Consider the following 25,398-nt stretch of genomic DNA (forward strand, 5'->3'; position numbering starts at 1 on the left):
TTACTACCGATCGCCTAGAATTGTTAAAACTTTTATCTGCCCAAATTGCTATTTCCATTGAGAATGCTCAACTTTACGAGCAATTAGGGGAATACTCGCGAACGCTGGAACGTAAGGTTATAGAAAGAACGCAAGAATTGGAACAGGAAATGGCTGTCAGAATGCAAACAGAAATAGCCTTGGGCCAGTCTGAGGAAAAGTTTTCTACAGCCTTTCGTTCCAGTCCTAACCCGATCGCGATCGCCCGATTCGCAGATGGACGCTACATCGAAGTGAACGACAGTTTCCTCAGCACTTTTAGTTACTCTCGCGAACAGGTAATTGGTTTTACAGCAAGGGATTTGAATCTTTGGGTTAATTTAGAAGAACGTGACAGATACAGACAACTATTGCAAGAATCAGGAGTGGTTCGCAATCAGGAATTTGATTGTCGTACTTCATCAGGCGAGGTGAGGAAGATGCTGGTATCAGCAGATATTATTGAGCTGGGTGGAGAAGCGTGTATTCTCTTAGTCACTAACGACATTACCGATCGTCAAAGGGCAGAAGAAGCGCTCAAAGAAAGCGAGGCTAAATACCGTGACTTAGTTGAAACATCGCAGGATATGATTTGGTCAGTTGATGTTGAAGGGCGTTATACATTCGTCAACGCTGCCGTCCAACAGATTTTTGGCTACAGCCCTGAAGAAATGATAGGGCGAAAATTCAGTGAGTTTCAGATACCTGAACAACTTCCCAAAGATAACGAGATATTCCAACGTATGCTGAATGGAGAGTCCGTATTTCAGTATGAAACCATACAATTAGCTAAAGATAGTAGACCTATCAATCTCCGGTTTAATTCACTTGTAGTGCGGGATTCCGAGGGAAATATTCTAGGAATAACTGGCACAGCCAGCGATATTACGGAGGACAAAAAAGCAGAGGCAGCCTTACAACAAGCCAAAGAAGTTGCAGATGCGGCTAACAAGGCTAAAAGCGAATTTTTATCAAAAATGAGTCACGAATTGCGAACTCCCCTCAATGCAATTCTCGGCTTTACCCAAGTGCTGGGACGCGACCCATCCCTTTCTCACATACAGCAGGAACAGATCGCCATCATTAGTCGTTCTGGCGAGCATTTGCTGACGCTGATTAATGACGTTCTGGAAATGTCTAAAATCGAGGCAGGTCGGATTACATTAAATCCTACTAGCTTTGACCTGTATCATTTGCTCCATTCTCTCCAAGAAATGCTCAAACTCAAAGCTGATTCTAAAGATTTACAGCTCAGTTGGCACATCAATTCTAACATTCCTCAGTATGTAAAAACTGACGAAAGCAAATTGCGTCAAGTCTTAATTAATCTGCTAGGAAATGCGATCAAGTTTACTACGAAGGGAAGTGTGACACTTCGGGTTACAGCAATTGAGAAACAAAAGTCCCCAACAGACAACGAACCACGGACTATTACGTTTGAAGTGGAAGACACTGGCCACGGCATTGCTCCTACTGAGATAGGCTCTCTATTTAAGGCTTTTGTACAAACTGACGCGGGTCGGAAATCTCAAGAAGGAACTGGCTTGGGTTTACCCATCAGCCGACAATTCGTACAACTGATGGGAGGAGATATTACCGTCAGCAGTACCTTGAATCGAGGAACAATTTTTAGTTTTGATATCCACATTAGCTCCCCTGAGATGGCTGAAGTTCAACCTCGACAATCAAGAAGGCGGGTAATTGGTTTAGAACCCAACCAACCCTCATATCGCATCTTGGTGGTTGATGATAAATGGGAGAGTCGTTTGCTATTGGTTAATCTTCTCGAACCGCTTGGCTTGGAGGTGCGCGAAGCGGAAAATGGTCAAGAAGCTATTACAATCTGGGAAACTTGGAAACCTCACCTAATTTGGATGGATATGCAAATGCCTGTGATAGACGGGTATGAGGCTACCAGACAAATTAAAGCCAAGATTCAAGATGAGGCTACCCCGATTGTTGCGTTGACCGCTAGCGCTTTTGAGGAAGAGCGAGCCATTGTTTTATCATCAGGCTGTGACGATTTTGTGAGCAAGCCTTTCCAAGAAGAAGTTATTTTTGCCAAAATGGCTGAACATTTAGGGGTACAGTATATTTATGAAGATTTACCGAACTTTACATTATCTCAGCTTGAGGGTCAAGACTTGAGTGTAAAAGAAGGAGAAAAAACTGAAACTTTAAGGACAACTTTGGCGACAATGCCTACGGATTGGGTGAGACAGTTACATCATGGAGCTATCGATGCTGATGCCGGCCTGATTTTAAGTTTAGTATCCACAATCCCTGAATCCGATACTTTTTCTGCGGAGATTCTCACCGATTGGATTCATAATTTTCGATTTGATAAAATTACTGACTTAACCGAACAAATTATCCCATGAACAACCAGCAATTAGCATCTCATGTTGCCAATCTTTTAGTGGTTGACGATACCCCCGACAACCTGCGTCTTTTATCGACTATGTTGAGCGACAAAGGATATAAAGTTAGGGGGGTAATCAACGGGGAAATGGCATTAAAAGCAGCGCGTTCCACCCCGCCAGATTTGATTTTACTGGACATCACGATGCCCAAGATGAACGGCTATGAAGTTTGCCAACATTTAAAAGCGGATGGCAGAACTTCGGGTATTCCAGTTATTTTCTTGAGCGCCCTAGATCGAGTTTTGGATAAAGTCAAAGCATTTGCTGTGGGAGGAGTAGACTACATCACCAAGCCATTTCATTTAGAAGAAGTTTTAGCTCGTGTCGAAAATCAACTAACTATTCAGCGTTTGCAAAAAAAATTGTACGAGCAAAATGCGCGATTGCAGGAGTCCGAGGCTAAAGAGCGGAAGAAATCCCAACAACTAGAGCTGGCTCTACAACAGTTACAAAATGCACAAGCTCAACTCATCCAAAGCGAGAAAATGTCAAGTTTAGGGAATGTCGTAGCAGGGGTAGCTCACGAAATTAACAATCCGATTAGCTTCATTAAAGGGAACCTCTCTCCGGTAACGGAGTACACTCAAGATTTGCTGAGGCTGGTGCAACTCTACGCAGAAGATTTTCCCAATCCCACAGCCGCTATCCAGGAACAACTGGAGGCAATCGATTTCACTTTTCTCAGGAATGACTTGCCGAAGCTAATTGCTTCTATGAGAATAGGAGCTGACAGAATCGGAGAAATAGTGCAATCGCTGCGGAATTTTTCCCGACTCGATGAATCTGAGTTGAAAGCGGTGGATATCCATGAAGGGCTGGAAAGTACGCTGATGATTTTGCAGCATCGGCTGAAAGATGAAGTAGACCAAAGGATAATTAAAGTGGTAAAAGAGTATGATGATCTGCCAAAGATAGAATGTTATGCGGGGCAAATGAATCAGGTTTTTATGAACATCCTGAGCAATGCGATTGATGCGTTGCAGTCACAAAAAAGTTGGGCCAAAGAGGCAGATGATAACAGCCCAATCCCTACTATCACTATTTGCACGAAGTTACTCTCCGATTTTCGAGTGGGTATTTATATTACTGATAATGGGCCGGGCATAACCGAAGATATTCAACAACGCATATTTGAGCCATTTTTTACAACGAAGCAAGTGGGCAAAGGAAAGGGTTTGGGGTTATCGCTTAGCTATGCTATTGTAGTGGACGACCACGGCGGGCAACTCCGTTGTTTTTCGATACCGGATCAAGGAGCGACATTAGCCATCGAAATTCCGATTCAATACTCTAAAAAATGTTTTTCTAAAGAAAATTTGGTCGGCTTATAAGCCACACTAAAATCCAAGTAGTCAAAAAGGGTGTAAAATCAGGAATCGTGTTTATTTATGAGTCAGTTTATTTGCAAGTTTTACACAAATTTCTATTAATCACAATTTGATACTCTTAGTCACAGAGTCCGAAACCTTTTCCGGCAAAGCTCCTTAAATTCCCAAAGCTCGCCGACTTGTTTTTTTTCCGTAGCTTATGCACGCACTCTCAAACCCAAAATAATGATGAATTTCTACCCTCATTGTTTTTCGGCAAAAACTCTAGCAATTGTTTGTGCAATTGCTGCGTTTGTTGTCATTGCTAGCAAAGTTTTTGCCACAACAATCGATTATGCACCGCCATTTAAAGAAACTAGCTTTTACAGTACGACGATATCTGGTAATAACGATTTAGCTGACATTTATTATCCTAAACCATCGGATCTTAATTCGGGTAATTACTCTTTCCCCATTGTACTTTTATTGCAAGGTGCGCTTGTAGATAAATCATTTTATTCAGATTACGCTAGCCACGTGGCGCGGTACGGCTTTGTGGTAGTCGTTCCGAACCATTTGCGCCCTTCGCCCTTCAATCCCACTTCACCGCCTAATTTGGCGTCGGAAACTTCGCAAATTGCGGCGGTTTTGTCGCAAATGGCGATCGAAAACAAAAAGCCCACATCTCCGATCGCGTCTGTTATCGATACGCAGCGCCTTGGTTTATTAGGTCATTCTTTTGGTGGTGCAGTGGGGTTATCCGTGATTGCTAATAAATGCCTCCCAGAATTGTATTTGTGTCAAGAGCCATTTACGCGCCCGAAAGAATTATTAGCGGGTGCATTTTTTGGAGCTAACTTGCGGAATCCCATTGCTAATGAATTTGTACCCATCGCTAATGATGGCATTGCAGTGGCGTTGATTCAAGGCGATATCGATGGTGTCGCCCTGCCCGATCGATCTCAAAGCACCTTTGACCAAATTCAAACACCACCCAAAGCTTTGATTACTGTTATGGGTGCAAATCACTTTAGCATCACTAATGTTAATAACCCTGCGGGTGCGAACCCCGATCGCAATACTGCTACCTTAGAGCGAGCCGTGGGTATTGAAACGATCGCCCGTTGGAGCGCGCTATTTTTGCGGGCAAATATGCTTAAAGATCGATCGGCATTTGAGTATATTTACTCTCAAGGTGACGCCCTCGATCCGAATGTCCGTGTTACCACCGTTGCAGTTCCAAAACCATTTTCTAAGTAGCTCCACCTAAAAAAACGTAAGATAGATTAAGGCTAATAGATAGTGTGCCTACATTTTTATTATTTGGCATCACTGATCTGACAGACCGCGAGCACTATATTGTTTTAACCATCTATGTACAGTAATTCTATGTACACCTAAACGTTCAGCTACATCTGTAAGGCTTTGAATCGCTCCATTTTTTAACCAATAAAGTGCCTAAATTTTTGGTTTATTAGGTAGAGTCCGCTGCTCTGAAAAAATTATTTTTAACTCGTCTGCGGTTAAATCAATTCTTTCTTAGTAGTTTACTTTCATAAAGTATTCCTCAAACTTGGTTCTTCATTTTAGGATTTCATTTGGTATAATATTATTATTTACTAAATTTCCCTTTTCAGTAACCTCAGCCTGCCGCTTAAAGACTAGCAACGTAATATCATCAAACACTTTCTGCTTACCGATATATTGCCGTACATCTACAATCACCGCCTCCTTAACTTCAGCAGCCGACTTGTGCCAATTTTGACTAATCACTTCACACAGTTGCTTAAGTCCATACTGCTTTTTGCCGATGTTATAGGCTTCTGGAATGCCATCAGTATATAGCACCACGCCATCTCCAGGTTCTAGCTCAATCAGGATGTGACTGATGAAGCCTGCGATATCATCATCTAAAGCGATCGGGAAACCTAAATCCATCGTGTCGATGCGCTCAACTTCTCCATTTTTTCGCACCACTAGCGTTTCTTCATGCTGACCGCTGATGCTAATCAGTCCTTCGGAGTAGCTCAAAATCGCCAGCGTCAGACTTTTCTCAGAATTCATGCGCTTTACGTTTTTGTAGAGGGTACGGTTGAGTACATCCAGGAATCGAACGGGGTCTAGTCCACGAATCTCTTGCAGGGTGCGAACTGAGGTTTGCGCCATCAGCATCAGAATGCCACTCTCCAGGCCATGTCCGGTGACATCACCGATCGCCAGTGTGACCACACCATCGATCTGTAGCACGTCGTAGTAGTCGCCTCCTACTTCATCGGCGGATTCCATGTATGCGGCGATATCTAGTCCGTCAATTTCCAATTCCTCGGGGTTGGGCAAAATCATTTGCTGGATCTGACGCGCCACATTCAATTCTGCACCTAAACGGAGGTTGTCTTCTTGGAGTTTTTCGTTGAGGGTAATGATTTCCTGATTAGCATTAGCGAGTTCTGCTGTTCGTTCTTTAACTTTGTCTTCGAGGGTTTCAAAGGATTCTTGAATTTGCCTCGCCATGCTGTTGAAGGATCGTGCCAGCAGGCCGATTTCGTCTCGCGATCGCATCTTCACACGCATATCTAAGTGACCCGCCGTAAACTGGGCAACGGCTTGGGTGAGGTAAATCACAGGCTTTGTTAATAGTTGTGCGATCGCCAAAGCGATGATAGTTACAATTGTGGCGATGATTGCTAATAAAATAAGTGCATCCTGTATTTGTTTTTCTACAGGTGCTAGGGCAACGGCAATGGGTTGTGCGAAAAGAACTGACCAAGGTTTATATTTCAGGCGGGCGATCGCTAAGAGGCTCAACTCATTATTACCCGTAGCTGCCAATCGTGTGGTTAGATAAGGCTGTTTAGTGTCTAAAGCTTGCTTGAGGTCGGGCAAATTGATTGCAAGTTCTTTCGTGAGAGTCTTAGGCAAACGCCCTTCGCGTTGCAGTTTCGCTACAACATTGGGTGACAAAGGCACAATCGATTTGAAAAGGAGTTCAGGTGTAGTGCTATGTGCCAGATGGATATAGTGTTCATCTAAAAGAACTGCTAAGGATTTCGCACCTGCGCGTTCAGTTTCCCGAGTCACCAACTGCTGGACAGATGTGGCATTGTATGTCACCCGCAATACACCCAATATATTTTTCTTTGCATCGCGAACAGGACTGCTAAAAAAAAGCGTAGCGAGGTTGGGAATTGTCGTCGATTGCCTAATACTAGAAACAAAAGGTAGTTGAGTTTTGAGGGGTTCTTGGAAGTAATCTTGACCGGATTCATCTCGTCCAACACCCGATGTCTTCGTATCGAGTACATTCTGTCCCTTTAAGTTGAGCAAGGCATAGGAGATAATATTAAGCATATCTTTGCGACTAAGGCGGCTTAAGGTTTCAGTCGCTAACATCTCTTGGGGACTACCATTTCGCCGTTCTGGAGGTAGGCCCAGATAGGTAGCCAAACCTGGTAAAAGCGCTTCTACGCGCACGGCATTGAGATTCCCATCGATAAACCCATCTATTCTGTAAGCGGTTTCGTTAGCCGCCGCAGATAGGGCTTGTCGTGCGTTGTCGGTCAATGCCTTTTCAGTTGTCTGCTTGTTAATAAATGCTAACAGCAGTAATGGAATCAGAGCAACGAGGAGAAACGACAGGATTAACTTTGTACGAATGCTTTTGAAGAAAGAGCGCTTCATGGTTTCCGACTACGAGGGGGGGTTAAAAAAGAAGAATTGAACAAGTTTTCTAGATTGGGAAGGCGCGTCACATTGCCCGTGCGAATAAAAAAGTCCGCATATTTTTTGGCGGTTTTGTATATATAATTAGGACTGTCTGATTGAAAGAAGTTTTGATTTTTTGCCAGGTCAGTAAAGTCTATTCCCTCGAAAGAGATTGTCTTGATGGGAATATTCAGCGCTTTGCTCACGATCTCCTTTCCTTCGGGAATATTTGCTTCCCAATATGACAAGCCTTGAAGCCAGCCTCGCACAAAGGCGCGAATATCTTCGGGGCGATCGCGTATCACCTCACCCCGAAATGCGACCAAATCTAAAATTAAGCCTGGGGTTTGTTTGCTTGTAAACAGGATATGCGCCCCTAATTTTAATGCTTCAGAAAGATACGGTTCCCAAGTGTGTCCTGCTTGGATAGCATTGTTTTGTAAGCGATCGGGAACTTCTAAAGCCTCGACTTGAACCAGGCTAACATCATCGCTCGTCAGTTTAAAGGTTTTCAACATCTCAGTAACGAAAACCTCGCTAAAGCTGCCTAGATTTGCACCAAGCTTTTTTCGTTTTAAGTTAAGAATTGTTTTAATCTCCGATTGTGCGACTACCACATCTGCACCTGTCGATTCATCCAAAACCATCACAGCTTGCATATCAGGATTTGTGGCACTCAATATCACCAGATCGCCCAAGGTCAATCCGATCGCATCATACTTCCCTGCACTGAAATCCGCGTCTTGCAATTGTGAGTAGTCTACATAGCTCAGTTCCACGTCTATCCCTTGCGCTTTGAAGAATCCTTTCTCTTGAGCAATGATGAGAGGTGTATAGCTAACAAAAGGGACAAAAGATACTTTTAGGGGAGGACGTTTTACTTTTAGGGCTTCCGGGGAATGACAAGCAAACAGCAGCCAGCCGGTAATAATAAATATACAGATGTAAGAGAGTAGTTTAGACATACTATCTAGAGAATTCCTGGTGTAGAAAAGGCGACTCATATTTGCTTGCACCCGATCGACCTAAGTGCATCGTCGACAATCGCCGCTAAACCTGTTCCGGTGGCAATATCTAGAACAAGCTGGCTTGATCGCACTTTGACCAATTCTACTAACCGAGTTGCAGCTTGTTTGTGAAATTCATTTTCCTAGTCGGGGCGGTTGTTGAAGTCATTGAGAATCTGCGGTTTGTAGGCACTTAGCGAGTCAGTCATGCCACATTACTGGTTTAACTTTCTACATTGTGCCAGTTAAGGTCGATCGCGACTCTCCGCGCAGGTGACATCAGCCGGCAATCTCTACAATGCCCGCCCATGTATGCAAAACCGCTACCGAGTATCAACTCTTCGGCAACAAACACCCGCCCAATTGGGATCGCGAAGCTGTAATCCGCTACAATCTGTGTTTGGTAAAGAATTTTTACAAGTTCACAGCCCATTACAGCCTTTGCGGCTTGTACTACCCAACCTGCCTGAAAATATGGATTTTGCTACTCTTGCTGCCCAGCTAAATGCTGGAACTATCTTGCCAGAGGGAATTGTCATCATCACCCTCTTGGTGGTTCTCGTCGGCGATTTAATCGTAGGCCGCAGTTCCTCGGGTTGGACTCCCTACGTTGCCGTTGCGGGTTTGTTGGCCGCCGTCGCTGCCTTGTGTTTGCAGTGGGATAACGTTGATACCATCTCGTTTCTAGGCGGTTTTAACAGCGATGCCTTGAGTTTAGTGTTTCGTGGCATTATCGCTTTGACTGCGGCTGTCACTATTTTGATATCCGTCCGCTATGTACTGCAAACTGGTACTGCTTTAGCGGAATTCATCGGCATTTTACTCACCGCTACTTTGGGGGGAATGTTCCTCAGCGGCGCTGATGAATTGGTGACGATTTTTATTTCGTTGGAAACTCTGAGTATCTCGTCTTATTTGCTGACGGGTTACACAAAACGCGACCCGCGTTCCAATGAAGCTGCTTTGAAATATTTGTTAATTGGGGCTTCTTCTTCGGCAGTGTTTCTCTACGGGCTTTCGCTGCTGTACGGGTTGTCTGGCGGCGAAACTCAGTTAAGTGCGATCGCGGCTAACCTTTCTACTGTCAATGAAGGTCAATCTCTCGGTTTGGTGATTGCTTTGGTTTTTGCGATCGCCGGCATCGCCTTCAAAATCTCTGCCGTTCCCTTCCACCAATGGACTCCTGACGTTTACGAAGGTTCTCCTACACCCGTTGTTGCCTTCCTTTCTGTCGGTTCCAAAGCAGCCGGTTTTGCCCTAGCAATCCGCTTGTTAACAACTGCTTTCCCCGCACTTATCGAACAGTGGCACTTCGTGTTCACGGCCTTAGCCATTCTCAGCATGGTGTTAGGAAATGTGGTTGCCCTCGCCCAGACTAGCATGAAGCGGCTTTTGGCTTATTCGTCGATCGCCCAAGCCGGTTTTGTGATGCTGGGTTTGATTGCAGGAACAGAAGCCGGTTACTCCAGCATGATATTTTATCTGTTGGTTTACCTGTTTATGAACTTGGGTGCTTTCGCCTGCATCATCCTGTTCTCGCTGCGGACTGGAACCGACCAAATTAGCGAATACTCAGGTTTGTACCAAAAAGACCCGCTGTTAACTTTAGCCTTAAGTATTTGCCTGCTTTCTCTCGGTGGAATTCCGCCCCTGGCTGGATTTTTCGGCAAAATCTATCTGTTCTGGGCCGGCTGGCAAGCAGGACTTTACGGCTTAGTTATTCTGGGATTAATTACCAGCGTAGTTTCGATTTACTACTACATCCGCGTTGTCAAGATGATGGTAGTAAAAGAACCTCAAGAAATGTCAGACGCGGTAAAAAATTATCCCGAAGTTCGCTGGAACCTTCAGGGAATGCGGCCTTTGCAAGTCAGCGTTGTACTCACTTTGGTTGCGACAACATTGGCGGGAATTTTGTCGAACCCTTTGTTTAATTTGGCTAATGATGCTGTTACCAAAACTCCCATGTTGCAGTCGGCTTTTAGTCAGGTGCAACCTGTTGTGGGTGCGAAAATTGAATCGAATTTGGTGTCTCGCCGGGATTAATTTTTCCTGTTTGTGAAATAGTGGAAAACGCCTGACTCTTTGCAGTTGGGCGTTTCTTTTTTGTTGTGATATACTGTTAATTATGATTTTTAACCGCAGATGTAGCCAGATTAACGCAGATTAACGCAGATAAAAGTTAGTACAGAGGCAACAATGTTAGTACAAAGTAAGGGAAAGTTTTATACTCCAGATGAGTACCGGGAGTTAGAGGAAACTGCTGAGTTTAGAAATGAATACCGCGATGGAAAAATTGTACAAATGAGTGGTGGTAGTATTAATGACAGCCGGATTATCCGAAATTTGAGTAGAGTCTTGGGAAATTTGCTTGAGGGACAGCGCTATGAGCTTTTTCACAACGATTTGCGGTTGTGGATTCCTCGGTACAGACGGGGAACTTACCCGGATGTGATGGTGATTGAAGGGGAGCCAGTTTTTACCGAGGGACGCAGTGATGAGATCCTCAATCCGATGCTCATCGTGGAAGTGCTTTCTAAGTCTACTAAAGATTTTGATCGAGAGGATAAGTTTCGGTTTTATCGATCTATCCCTGAATTCTGTGAATATGTGTTAGTCAATCAATCTGAGTTTTTAGTCGCACAATATATTAAAACAGAATCGAATGAATGGTTATTTCGGGAATATGAGGGAGAGACAGCAATAGTTTCTTTTGCTTCCTTGGAAGTGCAAATGTCGATGAGCGAGATTTATGCAAAAGTGGTATTTGAAAGCCAGGAAACGGAAGTGCAGCAGTAAAATTCATGCTATGGGGTGATGCAATGTCTAGCTTGGTAACAGTAAAACAATAATAAGTTGGTTGGTGGTCAGGACTTGAGTCTTCTAATTTTTATGAGGGAAGATATGGTTAACTACCGAATTGTCGAAACTTTGACTGATAGCCAGGTTTCAGACTTGATGGATTTGTACAAAAACGAGTTTTGGAGCGACAAGCGGACGCGGGAGGATGTGGTGAAAATGCTGGCTTCTACTGATGTTATCATTGGTTTTGTCGATGAGAGCGATCGACTAATTGGCATTTCCCGCGTCATTACCGATTTTGTCTACAGAGCCATGATTTTTGATGTCATCATCAAGCCGACACACAGAAAGATGGGACTGGGTGCGAAGTTGATGGATGCAGTTTTAAGTCATCCTGAACTGCAAGCTGTCGAGCATTTTTATCTTAATTGTTTGCCGCACATGATGCCGTTTTACGAGCGTTGGAGTTTCAGTGATGATATGGGGGAACTTAAGTTTTTGCGGCGAACAACAGGCTGAACTCAGGTTGTTGAAAGCTCCAGTTTTTCTCTAATTGCGTCTTCTTTGAAACCTACTAAAACAGCCGTTCCATCTTTAACGAAAAGAGGACGTTTCAGCAGCATAGCATCCTTAGCAAAAGCCTCTACCCACTGTTCGCTAGTCCAATTTTTCTTGTCATCGCCTAAAGCGCGGTAAGATTGACCAGAAGTATTTCGCATGGGTTGAAAACCCAAAGCAGCTACCCAGCTTTGAATTGTTTCGCGAGTCGGCGGGTGTTCTTTTGTGTTAATAAACTCGTAATTAACATCGCTATCTTTGAGCCACTGGAAAGCTTTTTTGCAGGTTCCGCAATTGGGGATTCCGTAAACTTGAATTGACATAATGACTGTTGACTGTTGACTGTTGACTGTTGACTGTTGACTGCTGACTGTTGGCTAATAACAACTAACAACTGACAACTGACTACTGACTAATGACTAATCTAGCTTGTTGAACCCATTTTTGCACGCGATCGACTGAAGGAGTCAAGTCATTGCGCTGCATCGTCGCTACGTGCAGCCTTAAAACTTGTTGATGCAATCTTTCCACGGGCATTTGAGCCAATTGAGCCGGCGAAGCAACACCCGCGTGCAGTAACAGCCCGCAATACTGACAGCCTACACTCGGAATTCGAGCCAAATTAGCCATCGCTACCCATTTATTAACATATTGAATGTTAATCTGTAATTGATGGGCTAGCAACACTTTCGCCGCCTGCGTTTTCGTCATGCGAATTAGTTGTCCGGTTGTGGTGATGCTGCACTCTTCCAGTTGAGATTGGTTTTCCTTGCTCAATCCCGGTAAATGTGAGATCGGCCAGTCGCGTACTTGCACAGAAGTTTGAGGAGCTTTATGAGAAATTTTCATGTTTTTTCAGTTAATTTTACTTATACTTTAAAGTCTCATATATCAAACAGTCAATAGAGGATCTCGCTCACGTCACCCAATCAACAAAAACCAGACCAAGGAATTTGACTAATTGCGGGTGTTGTGACATTTTTGCTAATTGCTTGCAGAGTAGCACTTTCAGCCTGGTTTTACTGAGTGGCGATCAGGCTTACTGTTTAACCAAATCATCCCGGCGATGACGAGAAAGACTATAAAAAAGACAGCCTATAAATGCTAGCAAAAAAGAAGTGACCGATGAGGATTTTATCAAAAATGCCTGCCAAGTTGGCAGTCCGAATTTTAGTTCTTTAATGCTGAGAATGCAAAAACTTGTGGCTGACTGCAAACCCAACTCAAAATTATAGGTTTTTACCCATGACAATTACACAAGGTGATGATTTGTTAACTAATACTTTACAGCAACGGCGGCAACAACTGGCTAGTTTAATTAATTTTCCGGTAATTTTATGGTCGGGACGCAGCATTCCTCGCAATTATCCGGCACTTACTTATCCATTTCGTGCCAGCAGTCACTTTTTATATTTTGCTGGTTTGCCCTTAGAAAATGCTGCCATTCGCTTAGAATCGGGCAAATTAGAATTGTTCTTAGATGACGCACCTGCTAGCAGCACGCTTTGGCACGGAGAAATGCCGAAAAGAGCAGAAATTGCCGAACTAATTGGGGCTGATGCTGCTTTCCCAATGACCGCATTGAAATCGCGATCTACAAATGCAGCAACGATCGCAGTTCAGGATTCTTGGACTCAGTTGCAACAGTCTCAAATTCTAGATCGCCCTCTGGCACCGCCCAATTCGCCAACCGGAATCGACCTAGAATTAACCAAGGCGATCGTATCTCTGCGCCTGAGCCACGACGCAGCCAGTTTGGTCGAATTGCGTCAAGCTGCCGCTGTTACTGTAGAAGCTCATAAAGCGGGTATGGCCGCAACTCGAAATGCTCAAATTGAAGCAGGGGTGCGCGCTGCAATGGAAAGTGTCATCATCTCCAAAAATATGACCTATGCCTATCCCAGTATCGTTACAGTACATGGAGAAGTCCTGCACAGCGAACATTATCACAATCCCCTACAAACCGGAGATTTGCTGTTAGCAGATCTTGGTGCGGAAACATCGACGGGATGGGCGGCTGATGTGACTCGCACTTGGCCGGTTTCTGGCAAGTTTTCTCCGACTCAAAGAGCGATTTATGATGTAGTTTTGGCAGCACACGATGCTTGTATTGATAAAATTATTCCGGGGGTGGAATATCAAGATATTCACCTGTTAGCTGCTAGAATTATGGCGGAAGGATTAGTTGATTTGGGCATCTTGCGCGGCAATGTTGAAGATTTAGTAGAGATGGATGCTCACGCGCTGTTTTTTGTACATGGTATCGGACATTTAATCGGTTTGGATGTTCACGATATGGAAGATTTAGGCGATTTGGCTGGCTATGAAGAAGGAAGAACCAGAAGCAGTCGGTTTGGGTTGGGATTTTTGCGGTTGAATCGAGTTTTGCGTCCCGGAATGCTGGTATCGATCGAACCGGGATTTTATCAAGTTCCGGCAATCTTAAATAACCCAGAAAACCGCGCCAAATATGAATATTTCGTAAACTGGGAGGATTTGGAAAAATTTGCAGATGTGCGGGGGATACGCATAGAAGATGATATACTTGTCATCAATGACGGTAGAGAAGTATTGACAGGGAAATTGCCCACAAAAGCTCCGGAGATTGAGGAGTTAGTTGCGGTAAATACGTAAGTATAGCCTACTTCTATCACACATACGCAGTTCCATCAGGGGTGAAAAACAATAAATAAAGATGAATAAAGATTGGCCAACAAGTCTTTTGATATTAGTTAAAAAAGTGTTCTCGCAAGTCAGAAAATTCGCAGCAATAATACTTCCACGCAGTGTTCGTAAACCTATATCCTCGCGGCCTCCCATGCAAGCTGCACCTTTGCCCAGCAACGAAGAAGAGAGGCTAGAAGCACTTCACCGCTACAACATTCTCGACACAGAAGCTGAAGCCGCTTTTGATGATCTAACAGCTTTAGCATCTTATATTTGTGGCACTCCTATTGCTTTAGTAAGCTTAATAGATTCTAACCGACAGTGGTTTAAATCCAAAGTGGGTCTGGAAGCGCCCGAAACTCCGAGAGAGTCAGCTTTTTGCGCCCACGCTATTTTAAATCCCAACGAATTGCTAGTGGTACCCAATGCTTTAGATGACGATCGCTTTGTCGGCAATCCGCTAGTAACTTCTGATCCCAATATTCGATTCTATGCTGGAGCCCCCCTAGTAACTCCTGACGGTTATCCGATCGGCACTTTGTGCGCGATAGATACAGTTCCTCGTAATCTCACCCCACAACAGCTAGAAGCGCTGCGGACTTTAGGACGGCAAATTATCAACCACATGGAGTTGCGAATAAATCTGACTAAATTAAAGCGCGCACAGATCAAGAACAAACAAGTAGAAGAGAAACTCCGTTCTACCGACGAGCAAATTGTCAATTTTTTAGAAGGAATGAGCGATGCTTTTTTTGCTTTCGACACCCAGTGGCGATTTACTTACATCAATTACAAAGGGTCCCAATTTTTGAAGCGATCGCAGGAAGAACTTTATGGTAAAAATTTTTGGGAAGAGTTTCCTGAATTCGTAAATTCTGATTTTTATAAAGAGTATCATGAAGCTGTAGCCAAACAAATTGGAGTGGCTTTTGAAAAATATTATCGTCCCTTAAAAGTGTGGTTGGAAGTCCGGGTTTTTCCTTCTCACGACGGCATTTCTGTGTTTTTTCATGATATAACTAAGCGCAGGCAGATGGAATCTGCACTCAGGAAAGAACAGAAAAAAACTGAAAGTTTACTGCTAAATATTTTGCCCGAACCGATCGTCGATCGGTTGAAGCACGAACCGGGGGTAATTGCAGACAAGTTTGAAAAAGCCACAATTCTTTTTGCTGACTTGGTGAATTTTACCCAAATTTCTACTACCATGTCCGCCACTAAATTAGTATACTTACTGAATGAAATTTTCTCAGCTTTTGACCAACTGAGTGAGAAGCACGGCTTAGAAAAAATTAAGACGATCGGGGATGCTTACATGGTAGCAGCCGGTCTTCCCATTGAACGTCCAGACCATGCAGAGGCGATCGCCGAAATGGGGCTGGATATGCTAGCAGCAATTAAAGAATTAAATGTAAAGCTAGACGCGAAATTTGACCTCCGCATCGGGATTAATAGCGGCCCGGTGGTAGCGGGGGTAATCGGCACTAAAAAATTCATTTACGATTTGTGGGGAAATGCCGTGAATACAGCCAGCCGCATGGAATCTCACGGCATACCAGGTCGCATTCAAGTCAGCCACTATACTTATGAGTTACTCCAGGATAAATATGAATTTGAAGATCGTGGCGAGATCGAGATTAAAGGTAAGGGGGAAATGCGGACTTATTTGCTGACCGGGAGAAAAACAGCAAGCGATCTCAAAATTGCGGAGTAAATAAAACTAAGACTGGAAAGTACCTGATTTTTGAGAAAATGCCGGAGTCTGCGATTAATCGCTTCTTCGGCGCGATCGTCCTGTGGTAGAACGGCTGCTGCAGATCAACCAAATAAGATTATGCTATAGACAGAGATATCCGAGCAATTCTATGCGCGGTACTCGAGGTTATATAAATACTAAGTTGAAGTCGTCGGAGCCTTTAATAATGGTTCAATTTCATATTCAAACAGATAGCGATATTCCAGCATCCACCCAACTATTCAATCAAATCAGGTTTGCGATCGCCTCGCGACAATTTCCGCCCGGACACCGCTTGCCCAGCACCAGACAGCTAGCCATGCAGACAGGTTTGCACCGCAACACCATCAGCAAAGTATACCGACAGCTCGAAAATACCGGACTCGTAGAAGCCCAAGCAGGATCGGGCATTTACGTCCGCGCCCTAGGCAACGAACACGGCAACAAACTCAAATCTCCGATCCTCGAAGAATATCCCCTTGCCAACAAAATAGTGCAAGGAAGTATCGATCAACTGCTGGGACAGGGCTGTACGCTCAACCAAGCGAGGGAATTATTTTTGGCAGAAATTGACTGGCGGCTCAGGTGCAGCGCCCGCGTGGTCGTCACAGCCCCCACAGAAGACATCGGCGTGGGTGAACTGATGGCGAAAGAACTCGAACAAGCTCTTCGCATTCCCATACAGTTAGTGCCGATGGAACAGCTCGGTACTTTTTTGGATCAAATCTCTTCGGGAACTGTGATCACGAGTCGATATTTTATCGGAGAAGCAGAATCGATTTCGGCACCGCGTTCTGTGCGAGTTATTCCCGTAGACATCTACGACTACAGCCAGGAAATCCAGCTAGTGGGGAGTTTGCCCAAAGACAGTTATTTGGGTCTCGTCAGCCTGAGTCCGGGAATGCTACGATCGACCGAAGTCATCATCCACAGCATCCGGGGAGAGGATTTGCTGGTGATGACGGCCTTGGTGTCAGACGAGTACAAGATTAACTCGATCGTGCGATCGGCTAGAACAATTTTTTGCGACCAACCGAGTTTTGCTACAGTAAAAGCTGCCATCAATGCGGCTAGAGAAGATATTATTCGTCCCCCGCAACTGATATGCTCCGAAAATTACATCGGATCTAAGTCGATTAATTTGCTCAAGCGCGAGTTGGGCTTGGGATAAGTCAGTTGACAGTTGACAGTTGACAGTTGACAGTTGACAGTTGACAGTTGATAGTTGTTGTTCTAATTTCCAATAACCAATTCTCAATTCTCGATTACCAATAACCAATTACCATTACCAATTACCAATTATCCATGACAATTGAAATCCAACCTTCAATTAATGTTAAAACGGCGATCGAAAGCCGCCGCGCCGCCCGCAGCTTCAAACCAGATCCGATTCCCCCAGCCATATTGGCAGAGATTTTGCGGTTGGGAGTGCGATCGCCCTCTGGTTACAACTTGCAGCCTTGGCGGTTTATCGTACTTCAAGACCCAGCCAGCAAACAAAAATTAAAAGCTTGCGCCTTCGATCAGCGCCAAGTGGTAGAAGCCCCAACAGTATTAATTTGCTGTGGCGATCGACGCGCCGCCGGCCCCGAAAATACCGAAGCCGTCATCGAATTGGGCAAAGCAGCAGGCGCAATGAATGACAATTTAGCTGGTTATATGCGACAAGCAATCCCGCAATTGTTCGAGAACCGTCCCTGCTTCGATTCCCTAGAAACTTGGACAAACAGACATACAATGCTCGCAGTAGCTCACTTAATGATTGCAGCTAAAAGTTTTGGGCTAGATAGTTGTCCGATGGAAGGTTTTGTCAGCGCTAAGGTGAAAGAAGCCTTTCAAATTCCAGAAGAAGTAGATGTTTGCTGTTTGCTGCCGCTTGGTTATGCAGCAGAACCTTTCAAACAATATGGCGGACGTTTTGACGTGACTCAAGTTTATTACAGCGAAAGTTATGGACAGGCTTTGCAAGCTGAGATTTGAGAGTTAAGATTTTGTTGCAACTTTAATTTTTAGAGTTAAGAATTGGAACGAATCGGTGCTCACGTTCAAACAAATCAAAAAAGCCGACTGTTCTCCAATCTAACATCTAAAATTCCCAATCTAAAATCGCAAGTGGTGAGATCAGACAGAGGAAAAAATATGACAATAGCAACGCGACAAAGCAACGCACAAATTCTAGAAGTAAAATTGCAGCAACACTTGCAAGCAGCCGGATTTAAAAACTTACCGCTTTATATTAGTTGCGATTTTCGAGATAAATCTTTAACGGTTGTGGGAGAACACCCGCGCAGTTTAGTTCTCAAAGCCAAACCGACTTTTGCGGTGTTAGAAGCAGCAATTCTTGAAATAGAACCAGAATCTATTCAACAGATTGGACTTTGCCTAAAAATTACCGGGCAAAAACAGCCTTATGCTTTCCATTCTTTTACCATGCACAACCCTGTTTTGTCAAGACCAAAAACAGTGCAGGTGTTCAAAAAAACCGAGAATATCCCCGCAGAAGAAACCGGGATAGTCTTAACAGAAAATGTTGCCGAGACGGCGGAGGTAGAGGAGGAGATACCGTTAGAAACAGATGGGAAAGATGCGTGGGATGAAGAATATTTCCCCAATTTGTCTGAGAGTTCGAGCAATTCCGATCCGATCGCCTTTAGGGTAGCTGCAATCCCGGCAGATATTGGAGATAATCCCTTCAATCCGCTGGATATGGAAGCGGTAACAGTTGCCCAAAAACCCAAGCATTCACCGTTTGCGATGCTGGCTGCTGCAGGAATCATCAGTGTCGCCGCGCTAGTTTTGGCAGGCGGTTATTATATGCTGAGCCGGCCCTGCGTCATCGGAGGATGTAGTGCTTTAGCTAATGCCAAACAGTTGAGCGAGAATTCGACGAAGACTCTAAAAACGTCAAAAGTTGCCAACAGCCCCCAAGAAGCCCAGCGACAGTTAAAACAGGCGATCGCCCTTTTGGAACCGATTCCCTCTTGGTCAATTCATCGCGGTGAAGCTCAAAGCGCTCTGGAAAACTACCGTTCGCAAAATCAGAATTTAAACTCTGCGATCGATGCAGCGCGCCTCGCACAGTCAGCAACCCAGAAAACCCAAAATCCGCCTTATTCTGCCGAGGACGGGCAGGAAGCGCAAGCTCTGTGGCAAAGTGCGATCGCCGAACTCGGAGAAATCCCCACAGACAGTCCAGTTTATGCTTTTGCTCAGAAAAAAAAGCAGGAATACCGGAAGAATGTAGCAACAGGAAATCGGCAGTTAAGCACAGAGAAACAAGCCGAAAAAACGCTGCTCGCCGCCAAAAGTAGAGCCCAAATAGCAGAAGCTCGCGAAGCCGTAGCTCAGACAGCCGAGACTTGGGATCAAGTGCAATCAGGTTGGGAAGAATCCCTCGACATCCTATCAGAAATTCCCACGAACACGACATCTTACCAACAAGCTAAACTGCTAGTTCCCAAATACGAAACCAAACTTTCAGAAGCTCGCGAGCGCAAAAATGTCGAAGGAATTTCGGAAAATGCGTATACTCAAGCTGTGACTTTAGCAGCGGAAGCTCAAATTTTTGAGGGCAAAAACGCCTGGTTTAAAGCATCAGAATCCTGGCGAAGAGCTTTGAGTTACGCGGAGCAAGTGCCGGCAGCAACTGCATATTCCCAGAAAGTCCAACCGCTGATCGCTTCCTACAAAACTTCTTTGCAGCAAGCAGAAGTAAAGTTGCAGGAAGAAAGGAACCTGCAAAAAGCCCGCACCGATTTAGATAGAACTTGCAAAGGCAACCCCAAGATTTGCGACTATACTGTTAGCAAAGATTTGATTGCGGTGCAGATGACTCCAGGTTACGTGCAGAAATTGCAACAAACTTTCATTCAAGCAAACAACAACAATGCTGTGAAGTCTCGCCAAGCTGTAGAAAAGCACGTTCAAACGTTGCAAAAAGCTTTGGAGGCGATCGCCGAAAACGCCAAAATCCCGATGCAGGTGTACGATGGTGAAGGCAAGCGGATTGGGAGTCACGAACCGAAGTAGTTGTAGTTGTAGGGTGCGTGAGGGCAAAAAATCTGTCTGAACGATCGCAATATTTACACTCACGCACCCCCAGCAATTTCATCCACCGTCAATCCCGCTTGAAAAACTTGTTGTGCCGTCAAATTTAACTCGGGAAAAGCTGCGGATTCGATGTTGTCCTCTCCCCGAAATTGACTAACTTCATACTCACCATCAACCAACCGATAAATAGAAATAGTCGGTTGTTTTGGGTTGCCAATAAACCGACGGCCGCCCAAACCGAGATAATCCACAATCCAGTATTCAGGAATCCCGATTAGTTCGTATTCCCCTACTTTTCTGATGTAGTCATCTTGCCAGTTGGTGCTAACTACTTCAATAACCAGCGGAATTGATGCCCCTTGAGTCACAGTTGAGAATTTTTGCCACAAAGGTTCTGATGCTAAGTTGGGGCGATTTAAGATCGGAATATAGGGCGAATAAGCTGATTCGTTTTCCGGCGGCTTAACTAATGCTTGTTTGGGGATGAAGTACGGCAGGTTTAGGCGATCGAATTCGACGGTCAATTTTCTTGCTAAAAAACCGATAACTTCTTCATGGTCTCCTAATGGCTGTGACATTTCAACAATCTCTCCATTGTGCAGTTCATAACGTCCATTTTATGGCTTCCATTCCGCAAATTCTTCAAAAGTTAGCGTTTTAGTTGCTATTTGAATCATGGTTATTCTCCTGAATTATGGGCGGGCGGGCTAGAAGCCCACCCCACAAAAAGTGAACTCTTGTGGAACAGGCATCTTGCCTGTTCAATAAAATAAAGGCAAATGCAAGTTCCTACCGATATTATATTCCCAATTCTCTTCGACCCAATGCCCAATGCCCTGTTTGGCCAATGCCCAATTCCCAATTCCTAATTCCCAATGCCCAATTACCATTTTATCAATTGTGCATCTTGATTAAAAAACTTCCGGGACAATCCCTCAGTCAAAAGCAGAGTTGCAATTACAGTTGCCAGCGCTAACACAAACATAATCAAAATCTGGTAAGATGCTGCATCGAGAGGACTGACACCGCTCAGCATTTGACCTGTCATCATTCCCGGTAAAGTCACGATTCCTACCACTGTCATTGTATTTAAGAGCGGGATTAATCCAGCTTTGATCGCATCTTTGCGGTACTGTTTTACTGCTTGCTGCGGCGTCGAACCTAAACTTAAATGGGTTTCTATTTCTAACTGACTGCTATTAACTGTACTCACAAGTCTTTCGCCCGCGATCGCCCCGGAGTTCATGGCATTGCCCAAAATCATACCCGCTAAAGGAATCAGGTATTGTGGTTCGTACCAAGGGTCAGGTTGCAAAATTAGCAAGTTTGTATAGGCGAGAGTCAAGGCCGTACTGATAAAAATTGAACCCCAAACTAACGGCAGTAAGTTCTTGATTTTTTTGCTGATGCGGTTGCTGGCAACCATGCTAGCTGTTGTCAGCATGATTGCTAAAACTGCTAAAACCAGCCAAGGATTTTTCCCCTCCGGGTCAAATATGACTGCGAGTACGTACCCGACTAAGATTAGCTGGATCAGGGTGCGCCCTGCGGCGATCGCGATCGCCCCCTCCAGCCCCAATCCCTGCCACGCCGAAAGCCCGATCGCGATCGCCACCATCCCCAAAGCCCAACCCAAATCTGTCAAATCTAGCAGAATTAACACCGGCCCACCCTTTCGATAATGTGATTGTTTGCCTGTCCAAATATAAGATATTGCAATAAAGGTTTCTGAGAAACAGTTTTGCTGCAAGAATTTGCTTTGATAATGCTTGAAATTTATGGTGTGAAGAGTGAATAATGTTCCCCCCCTCGACTTAACCCGCCAATACGCGCAGATTGGCGACGAGATAACCGCTGCAGTCCAAAAAGTGCTTGCCTCTGGCGGCTACGTAGGCGGCCCAGCCGTAAAGAGTTTTGAACGAGAGTTCGCCGACTACATCGGCGTTTCCGAGTGCGTAGGCTGCAACTCCGGCACCGATGCCCTGATTTTGGCCTTGCGAGCTCTCAAAATTGGCCCCGGCGATGAAGTGATTACCACTCCTTTTACCTTTTTTGCTTCCGCTGAGACAATTAGCGCCGTCGGCGCCACTCCAGTATTTGTCGATATTGACAGCGAGACTTTTAATCTGGATGTGGAGCTCCTCGAAGCGGCAATTACCGAAAAAACCAAGGCAATTATGCCAGTCCACATCTTCGGCCAACCGGTAGACATGACTCGGCTGATGGAAATTGCGACTCGGCACAATTTAGCCGTAATTGAAGATTGCGCCCAATCTGTCGGGGCCGAGTGGCAATCTCGAAAAGTCGGCAGCATCGGTCATGTCGGCTGCTTCAGTTTTTATCCAACCAAAAACTTAGGCGCTTGCGGTGACGGTGGCGCGGTGACGACAAATGATCCTGCCCTGGCAGCTTCGATGCGAGTGCTCAAAGAACACGGACAGTCTTCTAGGTATTTCTACGAAGAAATCGGCTACAACAGCCGTTTAGATGCCCTGCAAGCGGTGATTCTCAGCATTAAATTGCGGTATCTCGACAGTTGGAACGCCCAGCGACGTTCTCACGCCACACTTTACAGCGAATTTCTCTCCCGCGTGCCCGGAGTTGCCGTCCCCAAAGAGTTGCCGTTCGCAAAAGGAGTTTGGAATCAATACACGATCCGGCTGACAAGTCCAGAAGACGCGCAAAATCCCTCTGGCGATTTTCGAGATTGGATGCGGGCTCAGTTGCAGGAAGCTGGCATCGGTTCGATGGTTTACTATCCGTTACCTTTGCACCTGCAACCTGTTTACAAATCTTTGGGCTATGCTGCCGGTCAATTGCCAAAGGCTGAGCAAGTTTGTCGCGAAGTCTTGTCTTTGCCGATGTTCCCGGAACTGTCGAGGGATCAACAAGAGCGGACGATTTATGGTCTGAAAGATTGCTTGGCAAAGGCCGATCGCATCCGGTAGCTTTGGCGCGATGGCATCAGCGAGGGAAATGCAGGAGGAGAAAAGAATTGCAGGGTTGCAGTGCTGTGAGAATGTGCAGGGTTGAGGGAGAGCTGTTAAGTATTTTGACCGATCACTTGTACTTTTATGTACTATATTTAATGAAAAGAAACAAATTTAGGCTAGCAATCCGCCTCGCACGGGTGCATTTTCCGCTCGCCTAAAACTTGAAATGCGATCGGTCAATGATGAAGAAGGAAGAAGGAAGAGGGAAGAGGGAAGAACGAAGAAGGAAGAACCAAGAACGAAAACTAAATAATATTTGAACTTTCGACTTCCCATTCCCGATACCTGATAACTAATGCCCGATGCCCGATGGCCGATGCCCAATTCTCAATTTAACCTGTAATTTTCAGAAGATAAGAGGAAAATAAACGAGTGCCTCAGTATCAATTCACTCAGGCTAGACGCTACGATCCACAAGCGATCGCTCAGTATTACCGCAAACGTCCTTGGAAAGCAATTTGGCGCGCAATTACCGTTATTTGGTCTTTTGCGGGCTTTGTACTGGGGATGCTGTGGGACAGTTGGCAGCACGAAGTCGCAGCACACCAGCCGGAACGGGCCACCCACCTACGACAAATACTTACTCGCTTGGGCCCCACTTTCATTAAAGTCGGTCAAGCCCTTTCTACCAGACCGGATTTGATCCGCAAAGACTTTCTCGAAGAATTGATCAAACTTCAGGATCAATTGCCGCCGTTTGACTCGGTGCGCGCTTTCGAGATTATTGAAGCGGAACTCGATCGCAAAATTAGCGAAACCTACAGCGAAATCTCCCCCGAACCTGTCGCCGCGGCAAGTCTTGGTCAAGTCTACCGAGCTCGCCTCCTCACCGGGGAAGCAGTAGCAGTCAAGGTTCAGCGACCGAATTTGTTGCCAGTCTTGAGCCTTGACCTTTACTTAATGCGCTGGGCCGCTGGATGGTTGGGCCCGTTGCTGCCGCTGAATCTCGGTCACGACCTCTGTTTGATCGTGGATGAATTCGGTATCAAATTGTTCGAGGAAATTGATTATATCAATGAAGGCCGCAACGCCGAGAAATTTGCGACAAATTTTGCCGACGACCCGACAGTAAAAGTTCCGAGTATTTACTGGCGCTATACTTCAAATTGCGTTCTCACTCTCGAATGGATTGAGGGCATCAAGCTGACAGATATGGCAAGTGTTAAAGCCGCAGGTTTGGATACCGATAGTTTAATTGAAGTCGGAGTCCGCAGCGGTTTGCGGCAGTTGCTGGAACATGGATTTTTTCATGCTGACCCCCATCCGGGAAATCTGTTTGCCTTAGCGGACGGCCGCATGGCTTACATTGATTTTGGGATGATGGATCAGATGGAAGAAACAACTAAAGAAACTTTGGTTGATTCTGTCGTTCATTTGATCAACAAAGATTACTTACAATTAGCCAAGGATTTTGTCAAACTTGGCTTTTTGACGCCAGATACAGATATTATGCCGATCGTCCCGGCGTTGGAATCTGTACTGGGTGATATCGTCGGGGAAAAGGTGTCAGATTTTAACTTCAAGACGATTACAGACCAGTTTTCGGAGTTGATGTACGATTATCCTTTCCGGGTGCCGGCGAAATTTGCCTTAATTATTCGCTCTCTGGTGACAGAAGAAGGTTTGGCCCTGACGCTGAATCCGAATTTCAAGATAGTCGAGGTAGCGTATCCTTATGTAGCGCGGCGTTTGTTGAATGGAGAATCTCCGGCACTGCGGCGGCGTCTGATTGAGGTATTATTCAAAGATGGCAAATTCCAGTGGAACAGGTTAGAGGACATGATCGCGATCGCCCGATCGGATCGTAGTTTCGACTTGCTCCCCACAGCACAACTAGGCTTGCAATTTTTGCTGTCAGAGGAAGGGTCGTTTTTGAGACGGCAGCTAATGTTAGCTTTAATTGAGGACGATCGAATCCACACCGAAGAAGTTCGCAGCCTGTGGAACTTAGTCAAGGAAGATTTGCAGCCCGGTCGCCTGTTCAACGTTGCTCTAGGCGCTTTGACGGAGTTTTCCACAGCAGGAGCAGCCGCGCTAACTCGATTTTAGTCATTAGTCATTGGTCATTAGTCATTAGTCATTGGTTATTTGTTGGTTGTTAGTTGTTGGTTCTAATAACTAATTCCCCATACCCAA

20 protein-coding genes and 1 pseudogene are annotated in these 25,398 nt (G+C 45.1%); 13 read left to right on the top strand and 8 right to left on the bottom strand.

Translation table 11 applies throughout. From position 1 onward, the window contains the following. The 3 genes from QUA34_RS25035 to QUA34_RS25045 all read left to right on the top strand — a co-directional run. A partial coding sequence (locus tag QUA34_RS25035; protein WP_333389788.1) for a PAS domain S-box protein occupies window positions 1–2,399 on the top strand: 2,399 nt, incomplete at its 5' end. After that, a complete protein-coding gene (locus QUA34_RS25040; RefSeq protein ID WP_333389790.1) occupies window positions 2,396–3,772 on the top strand; it encodes a response regulator in 1,377 nt (458 codons plus the stop codon). The genes QUA34_RS25035 and QUA34_RS25040, both read left to right, overlap by 4 nt. A 222-nt stretch (window positions 3,773–3,994) precedes the next feature. Further along, window positions 3,995–5,008, top strand: a complete 1,014-nt coding sequence (locus tag QUA34_RS25045; RefSeq protein WP_333389792.1) for a poly(ethylene terephthalate) hydrolase family protein — start codon at window positions 3,995–3,997, stop codon at window positions 5,006–5,008. 69 nt (window positions 5,009–5,077) lie between these two features. Here the strand turns inward: QUA34_RS25045 and QUA34_RS25050 are convergent, their stop codons facing one another. The 4 genes from QUA34_RS25050 to QUA34_RS25065 form a co-directional block, all read right to left on the bottom strand. Further along, window positions 5,078–5,179, bottom strand: a complete 102-nt coding sequence (locus tag QUA34_RS25050) for a helix-turn-helix domain-containing protein (RefSeq protein WP_333326335.1) — start codon at window positions 5,177–5,179, stop codon at window positions 5,078–5,080. 150 nt (window positions 5,180–5,329) lie between these two features. Beyond that, entirely contained in the window at window positions 5,330–7,426 is a 2,097-nt protein-coding gene (locus QUA34_RS25055) for a SpoIIE family protein phosphatase (protein WP_333389794.1), read from the bottom strand. Then, the gene (locus QUA34_RS25060; protein ID WP_333389796.1) at window positions 7,423–8,415 is read right to left on the bottom strand and encodes an ABC transporter substrate-binding protein; all 993 of its coding nucleotides are present in this window, start codon (window positions 8,413–8,415) and stop codon (window positions 7,423–7,425) included. The genes QUA34_RS25055 and QUA34_RS25060 overlap by 4 nt, the downstream gene beginning before the upstream one ends. Window positions 8,416–8,680: 265 nt before the next feature. Beyond that, window positions 8,681–8,890 carry a hypothetical protein gene (locus QUA34_RS25065; RefSeq protein ID WP_333326319.1) on the bottom strand — a complete coding sequence of 70 codons (210 nt, stop codon included), beginning with the start codon at window positions 8,888–8,890 and terminating at the stop codon, window positions 8,681–8,683. A gap of 41 nt (window positions 8,891–8,931) precedes the next feature. Here QUA34_RS25065 and QUA34_RS25070 point away from each other — a divergent pair, with 41 nt between their 5' ends. The 3 genes from QUA34_RS25070 (at window position 8,932) to QUA34_RS25080 (ending at window position 11,778) form a co-directional block, all read left to right on the top strand. Then, a complete protein-coding gene (locus QUA34_RS25070) occupies window positions 8,932–10,503 on the top strand; it encodes an NAD(P)H-quinone oxidoreductase subunit N (RefSeq protein WP_333389798.1) in 1,572 nt (523 codons plus the stop codon). 153 nt (window positions 10,504–10,656) lie between these two features. Then, window positions 10,657–11,256 (top strand): Uma2 family endonuclease, encoded by a 600-nt coding sequence (locus QUA34_RS25075; RefSeq protein WP_333389801.1) that lies wholly within the window; start codon window positions 10,657–10,659, stop codon window positions 11,254–11,256. 105 nt (window positions 11,257–11,361) lie between these two features. After that, window positions 11,362–11,778: a GNAT family N-acetyltransferase gene (locus QUA34_RS25080; RefSeq protein ID WP_333326313.1), complete on the top strand. Its 417-nt coding sequence runs from the start codon at window positions 11,362–11,364 to the stop codon at window positions 11,776–11,778. 2 nt (window positions 11,779–11,780) lie between these two features. Here QUA34_RS25080 and QUA34_RS25085 read toward each other — a convergent pair whose 3' ends face one another. Beyond that, the gene (locus tag QUA34_RS25085; RefSeq protein WP_333326311.1) at window positions 11,781–12,140 is read right to left on the bottom strand and encodes a Spx/MgsR family RNA polymerase-binding regulatory protein; all 360 of its coding nucleotides are present in this window, start codon (window positions 12,138–12,140) and stop codon (window positions 11,781–11,783) included. Window positions 12,141–12,222: 82 nt separating this feature from the next. Next, window positions 12,223–12,666 (bottom strand): DUF4332 domain-containing protein, encoded by a 444-nt coding sequence (locus QUA34_RS25090; protein ID WP_333389803.1) that lies wholly within the window; start codon window positions 12,664–12,666, stop codon window positions 12,223–12,225. A gap of 396 nt (window positions 12,667–13,062) precedes the next feature. Between QUA34_RS25090 and QUA34_RS25095 the strand changes: the two genes are divergently transcribed. From QUA34_RS25095 to QUA34_RS25115, 5 genes are all read left to right on the top strand, one after another. After that, on the top strand, window positions 13,063–14,451 hold the full coding sequence (locus QUA34_RS25095; RefSeq protein WP_333326309.1) for an aminopeptidase P family protein: 1,389 nt from the start codon (window positions 13,063–13,065) through the stop codon (window positions 14,449–14,451). 184 nt (window positions 14,452–14,635) lie between these two features. After that, the gene (locus tag QUA34_RS25100) at window positions 14,636–16,198 is read left to right on the top strand and encodes an adenylate/guanylate cyclase domain-containing protein (protein ID WP_333389805.1); all 1,563 of its coding nucleotides are present in this window, start codon (window positions 14,636–14,638) and stop codon (window positions 16,196–16,198) included. A gap of 208 nt (window positions 16,199–16,406) precedes the next feature. Beyond that, window positions 16,407–17,390 (top strand): GntR family transcriptional regulator, encoded by a 984-nt coding sequence (locus QUA34_RS25105; RefSeq protein ID WP_333084831.1) that lies wholly within the window; start codon window positions 16,407–16,409, stop codon window positions 17,388–17,390. A 134-nt stretch (window positions 17,391–17,524) separates the two neighbouring features. After that, a complete protein-coding gene (locus QUA34_RS25110; protein WP_333084832.1) occupies window positions 17,525–18,199 on the top strand; it encodes a nitroreductase family protein in 675 nt (224 codons plus the stop codon). A 159-nt stretch (window positions 18,200–18,358) separates the two neighbouring features. Beyond that, the gene (locus QUA34_RS25115; protein WP_333389807.1) at window positions 18,359–20,248 is read left to right on the top strand and encodes a hypothetical protein; all 1,890 of its coding nucleotides are present in this window, start codon (window positions 18,359–18,361) and stop codon (window positions 20,246–20,248) included. A gap of 59 nt (window positions 20,249–20,307) precedes the next feature. Here QUA34_RS25115 and QUA34_RS25120 read toward each other — a convergent pair. After that, window positions 20,308–20,946, bottom strand: a pseudogene (locus tag QUA34_RS25120) (Uma2 family endonuclease). Window positions 20,947–21,152: 206 nt separating this feature from the next. Beyond that, window positions 21,153–21,932 (bottom strand): ABC transporter permease, encoded by a 780-nt coding sequence (locus QUA34_RS25125; RefSeq protein WP_333326303.1) that lies wholly within the window; start codon window positions 21,930–21,932, stop codon window positions 21,153–21,155. Between the two features lie 127 nt (window positions 21,933–22,059). On the opposite strand from QUA34_RS25125, the gene QUA34_RS25130 reads away from it, so the two are divergent. Beyond that, complete coding sequence (locus tag QUA34_RS25130; protein ID WP_333389809.1) at window positions 22,060–23,217, top strand: DegT/DnrJ/EryC1/StrS family aminotransferase; 1,158 nt, start codon at window positions 22,060–22,062, stop codon at window positions 23,215–23,217. 417 nt (window positions 23,218–23,634) lie between these two features. Beyond that, on the top strand, window positions 23,635–25,311 hold the full coding sequence (locus tag QUA34_RS25135; protein ID WP_333326299.1) for an AarF/ABC1/UbiB kinase family protein: 1,677 nt from the start codon (window positions 23,635–23,637) through the stop codon (window positions 25,309–25,311). Window positions 25,312–25,398: the final 87 nt, after the last annotated feature.

It is taken from the genome of Microcoleus sp. POL10_C6 (genome assembly GCF_036701585.1).
Taxonomy (GTDB): domain Bacteria; phylum Cyanobacteriota; class Cyanobacteriia; order Cyanobacteriales; family Microcoleaceae; genus Microcoleus.

Bases quoted from the DNA above. Each gene is read 5' to 3' on its own strand.
- QUA34_RS25040 (WP_333389790.1), top strand. From the start codon at position 2,396: ATGAACAACCAGCAATTAGCATCTCATGTTGCCAATCTTTTAGTGGTT.
- QUA34_RS25045 (WP_333389792.1), top strand. From the start codon at position 3,995: ATGATGAATTTCTACCCTCATTGTTTTTCGGCAAAAACTCTAGCAATT.
- QUA34_RS25055 (WP_333389794.1), bottom strand. From the start codon at position 7,426: ATGAAGCGCTCTTTCTTCAAAAGCATTCGTACAAAGTTAATCCTGTCG.
- QUA34_RS25060 (WP_333389796.1), bottom strand. From the start codon at position 8,415: ATGTCTAAACTACTCTCTTACATCTGTATATTTATTATTACCGGCTGG.
- QUA34_RS25065 (WP_333326319.1), bottom strand. From the start codon at position 8,890: ATGGGCTGTGAACTTGTAAAAATTCTTTACCAAACACAGATTGTAGCG.
- QUA34_RS25070 (WP_333389798.1), top strand. From the start codon at position 8,932: ATGGATTTTGCTACTCTTGCTGCCCAGCTAAATGCTGGAACTATCTTG.
- QUA34_RS25075 (WP_333389801.1), top strand. From the start codon at position 10,657: ATGTTAGTACAAAGTAAGGGAAAGTTTTATACTCCAGATGAGTACCGG.
- QUA34_RS25080 (WP_333326313.1), top strand. From the start codon at position 11,362: ATGGTTAACTACCGAATTGTCGAAACTTTGACTGATAGCCAGGTTTCA.
- QUA34_RS25085 (WP_333326311.1), bottom strand. From the start codon at position 12,140: ATGTCAATTCAAGTTTACGGAATCCCCAATTGCGGAACCTGCAAAAAA.
- QUA34_RS25090 (WP_333389803.1), bottom strand. From the start codon at position 12,666: ATGAAAATTTCTCATAAAGCTCCTCAAACTTCTGTGCAAGTACGCGAC.
- QUA34_RS25095 (WP_333326309.1), top strand. From the start codon at position 13,063: ATGACAATTACACAAGGTGATGATTTGTTAACTAATACTTTACAGCAA.
- QUA34_RS25100 (WP_333389805.1), top strand. From the start codon at position 14,636: ATGCAAGCTGCACCTTTGCCCAGCAACGAAGAAGAGAGGCTAGAAGCA.
- QUA34_RS25105 (WP_333084831.1), top strand. From the start codon at position 16,407: ATGGTTCAATTTCATATTCAAACAGATAGCGATATTCCAGCATCCACC.
- QUA34_RS25110 (WP_333084832.1), top strand. From the start codon at position 17,525: ATGACAATTGAAATCCAACCTTCAATTAATGTTAAAACGGCGATCGAA.
- QUA34_RS25115 (WP_333389807.1), top strand. From the start codon at position 18,359: ATGACAATAGCAACGCGACAAAGCAACGCACAAATTCTAGAAGTAAAA.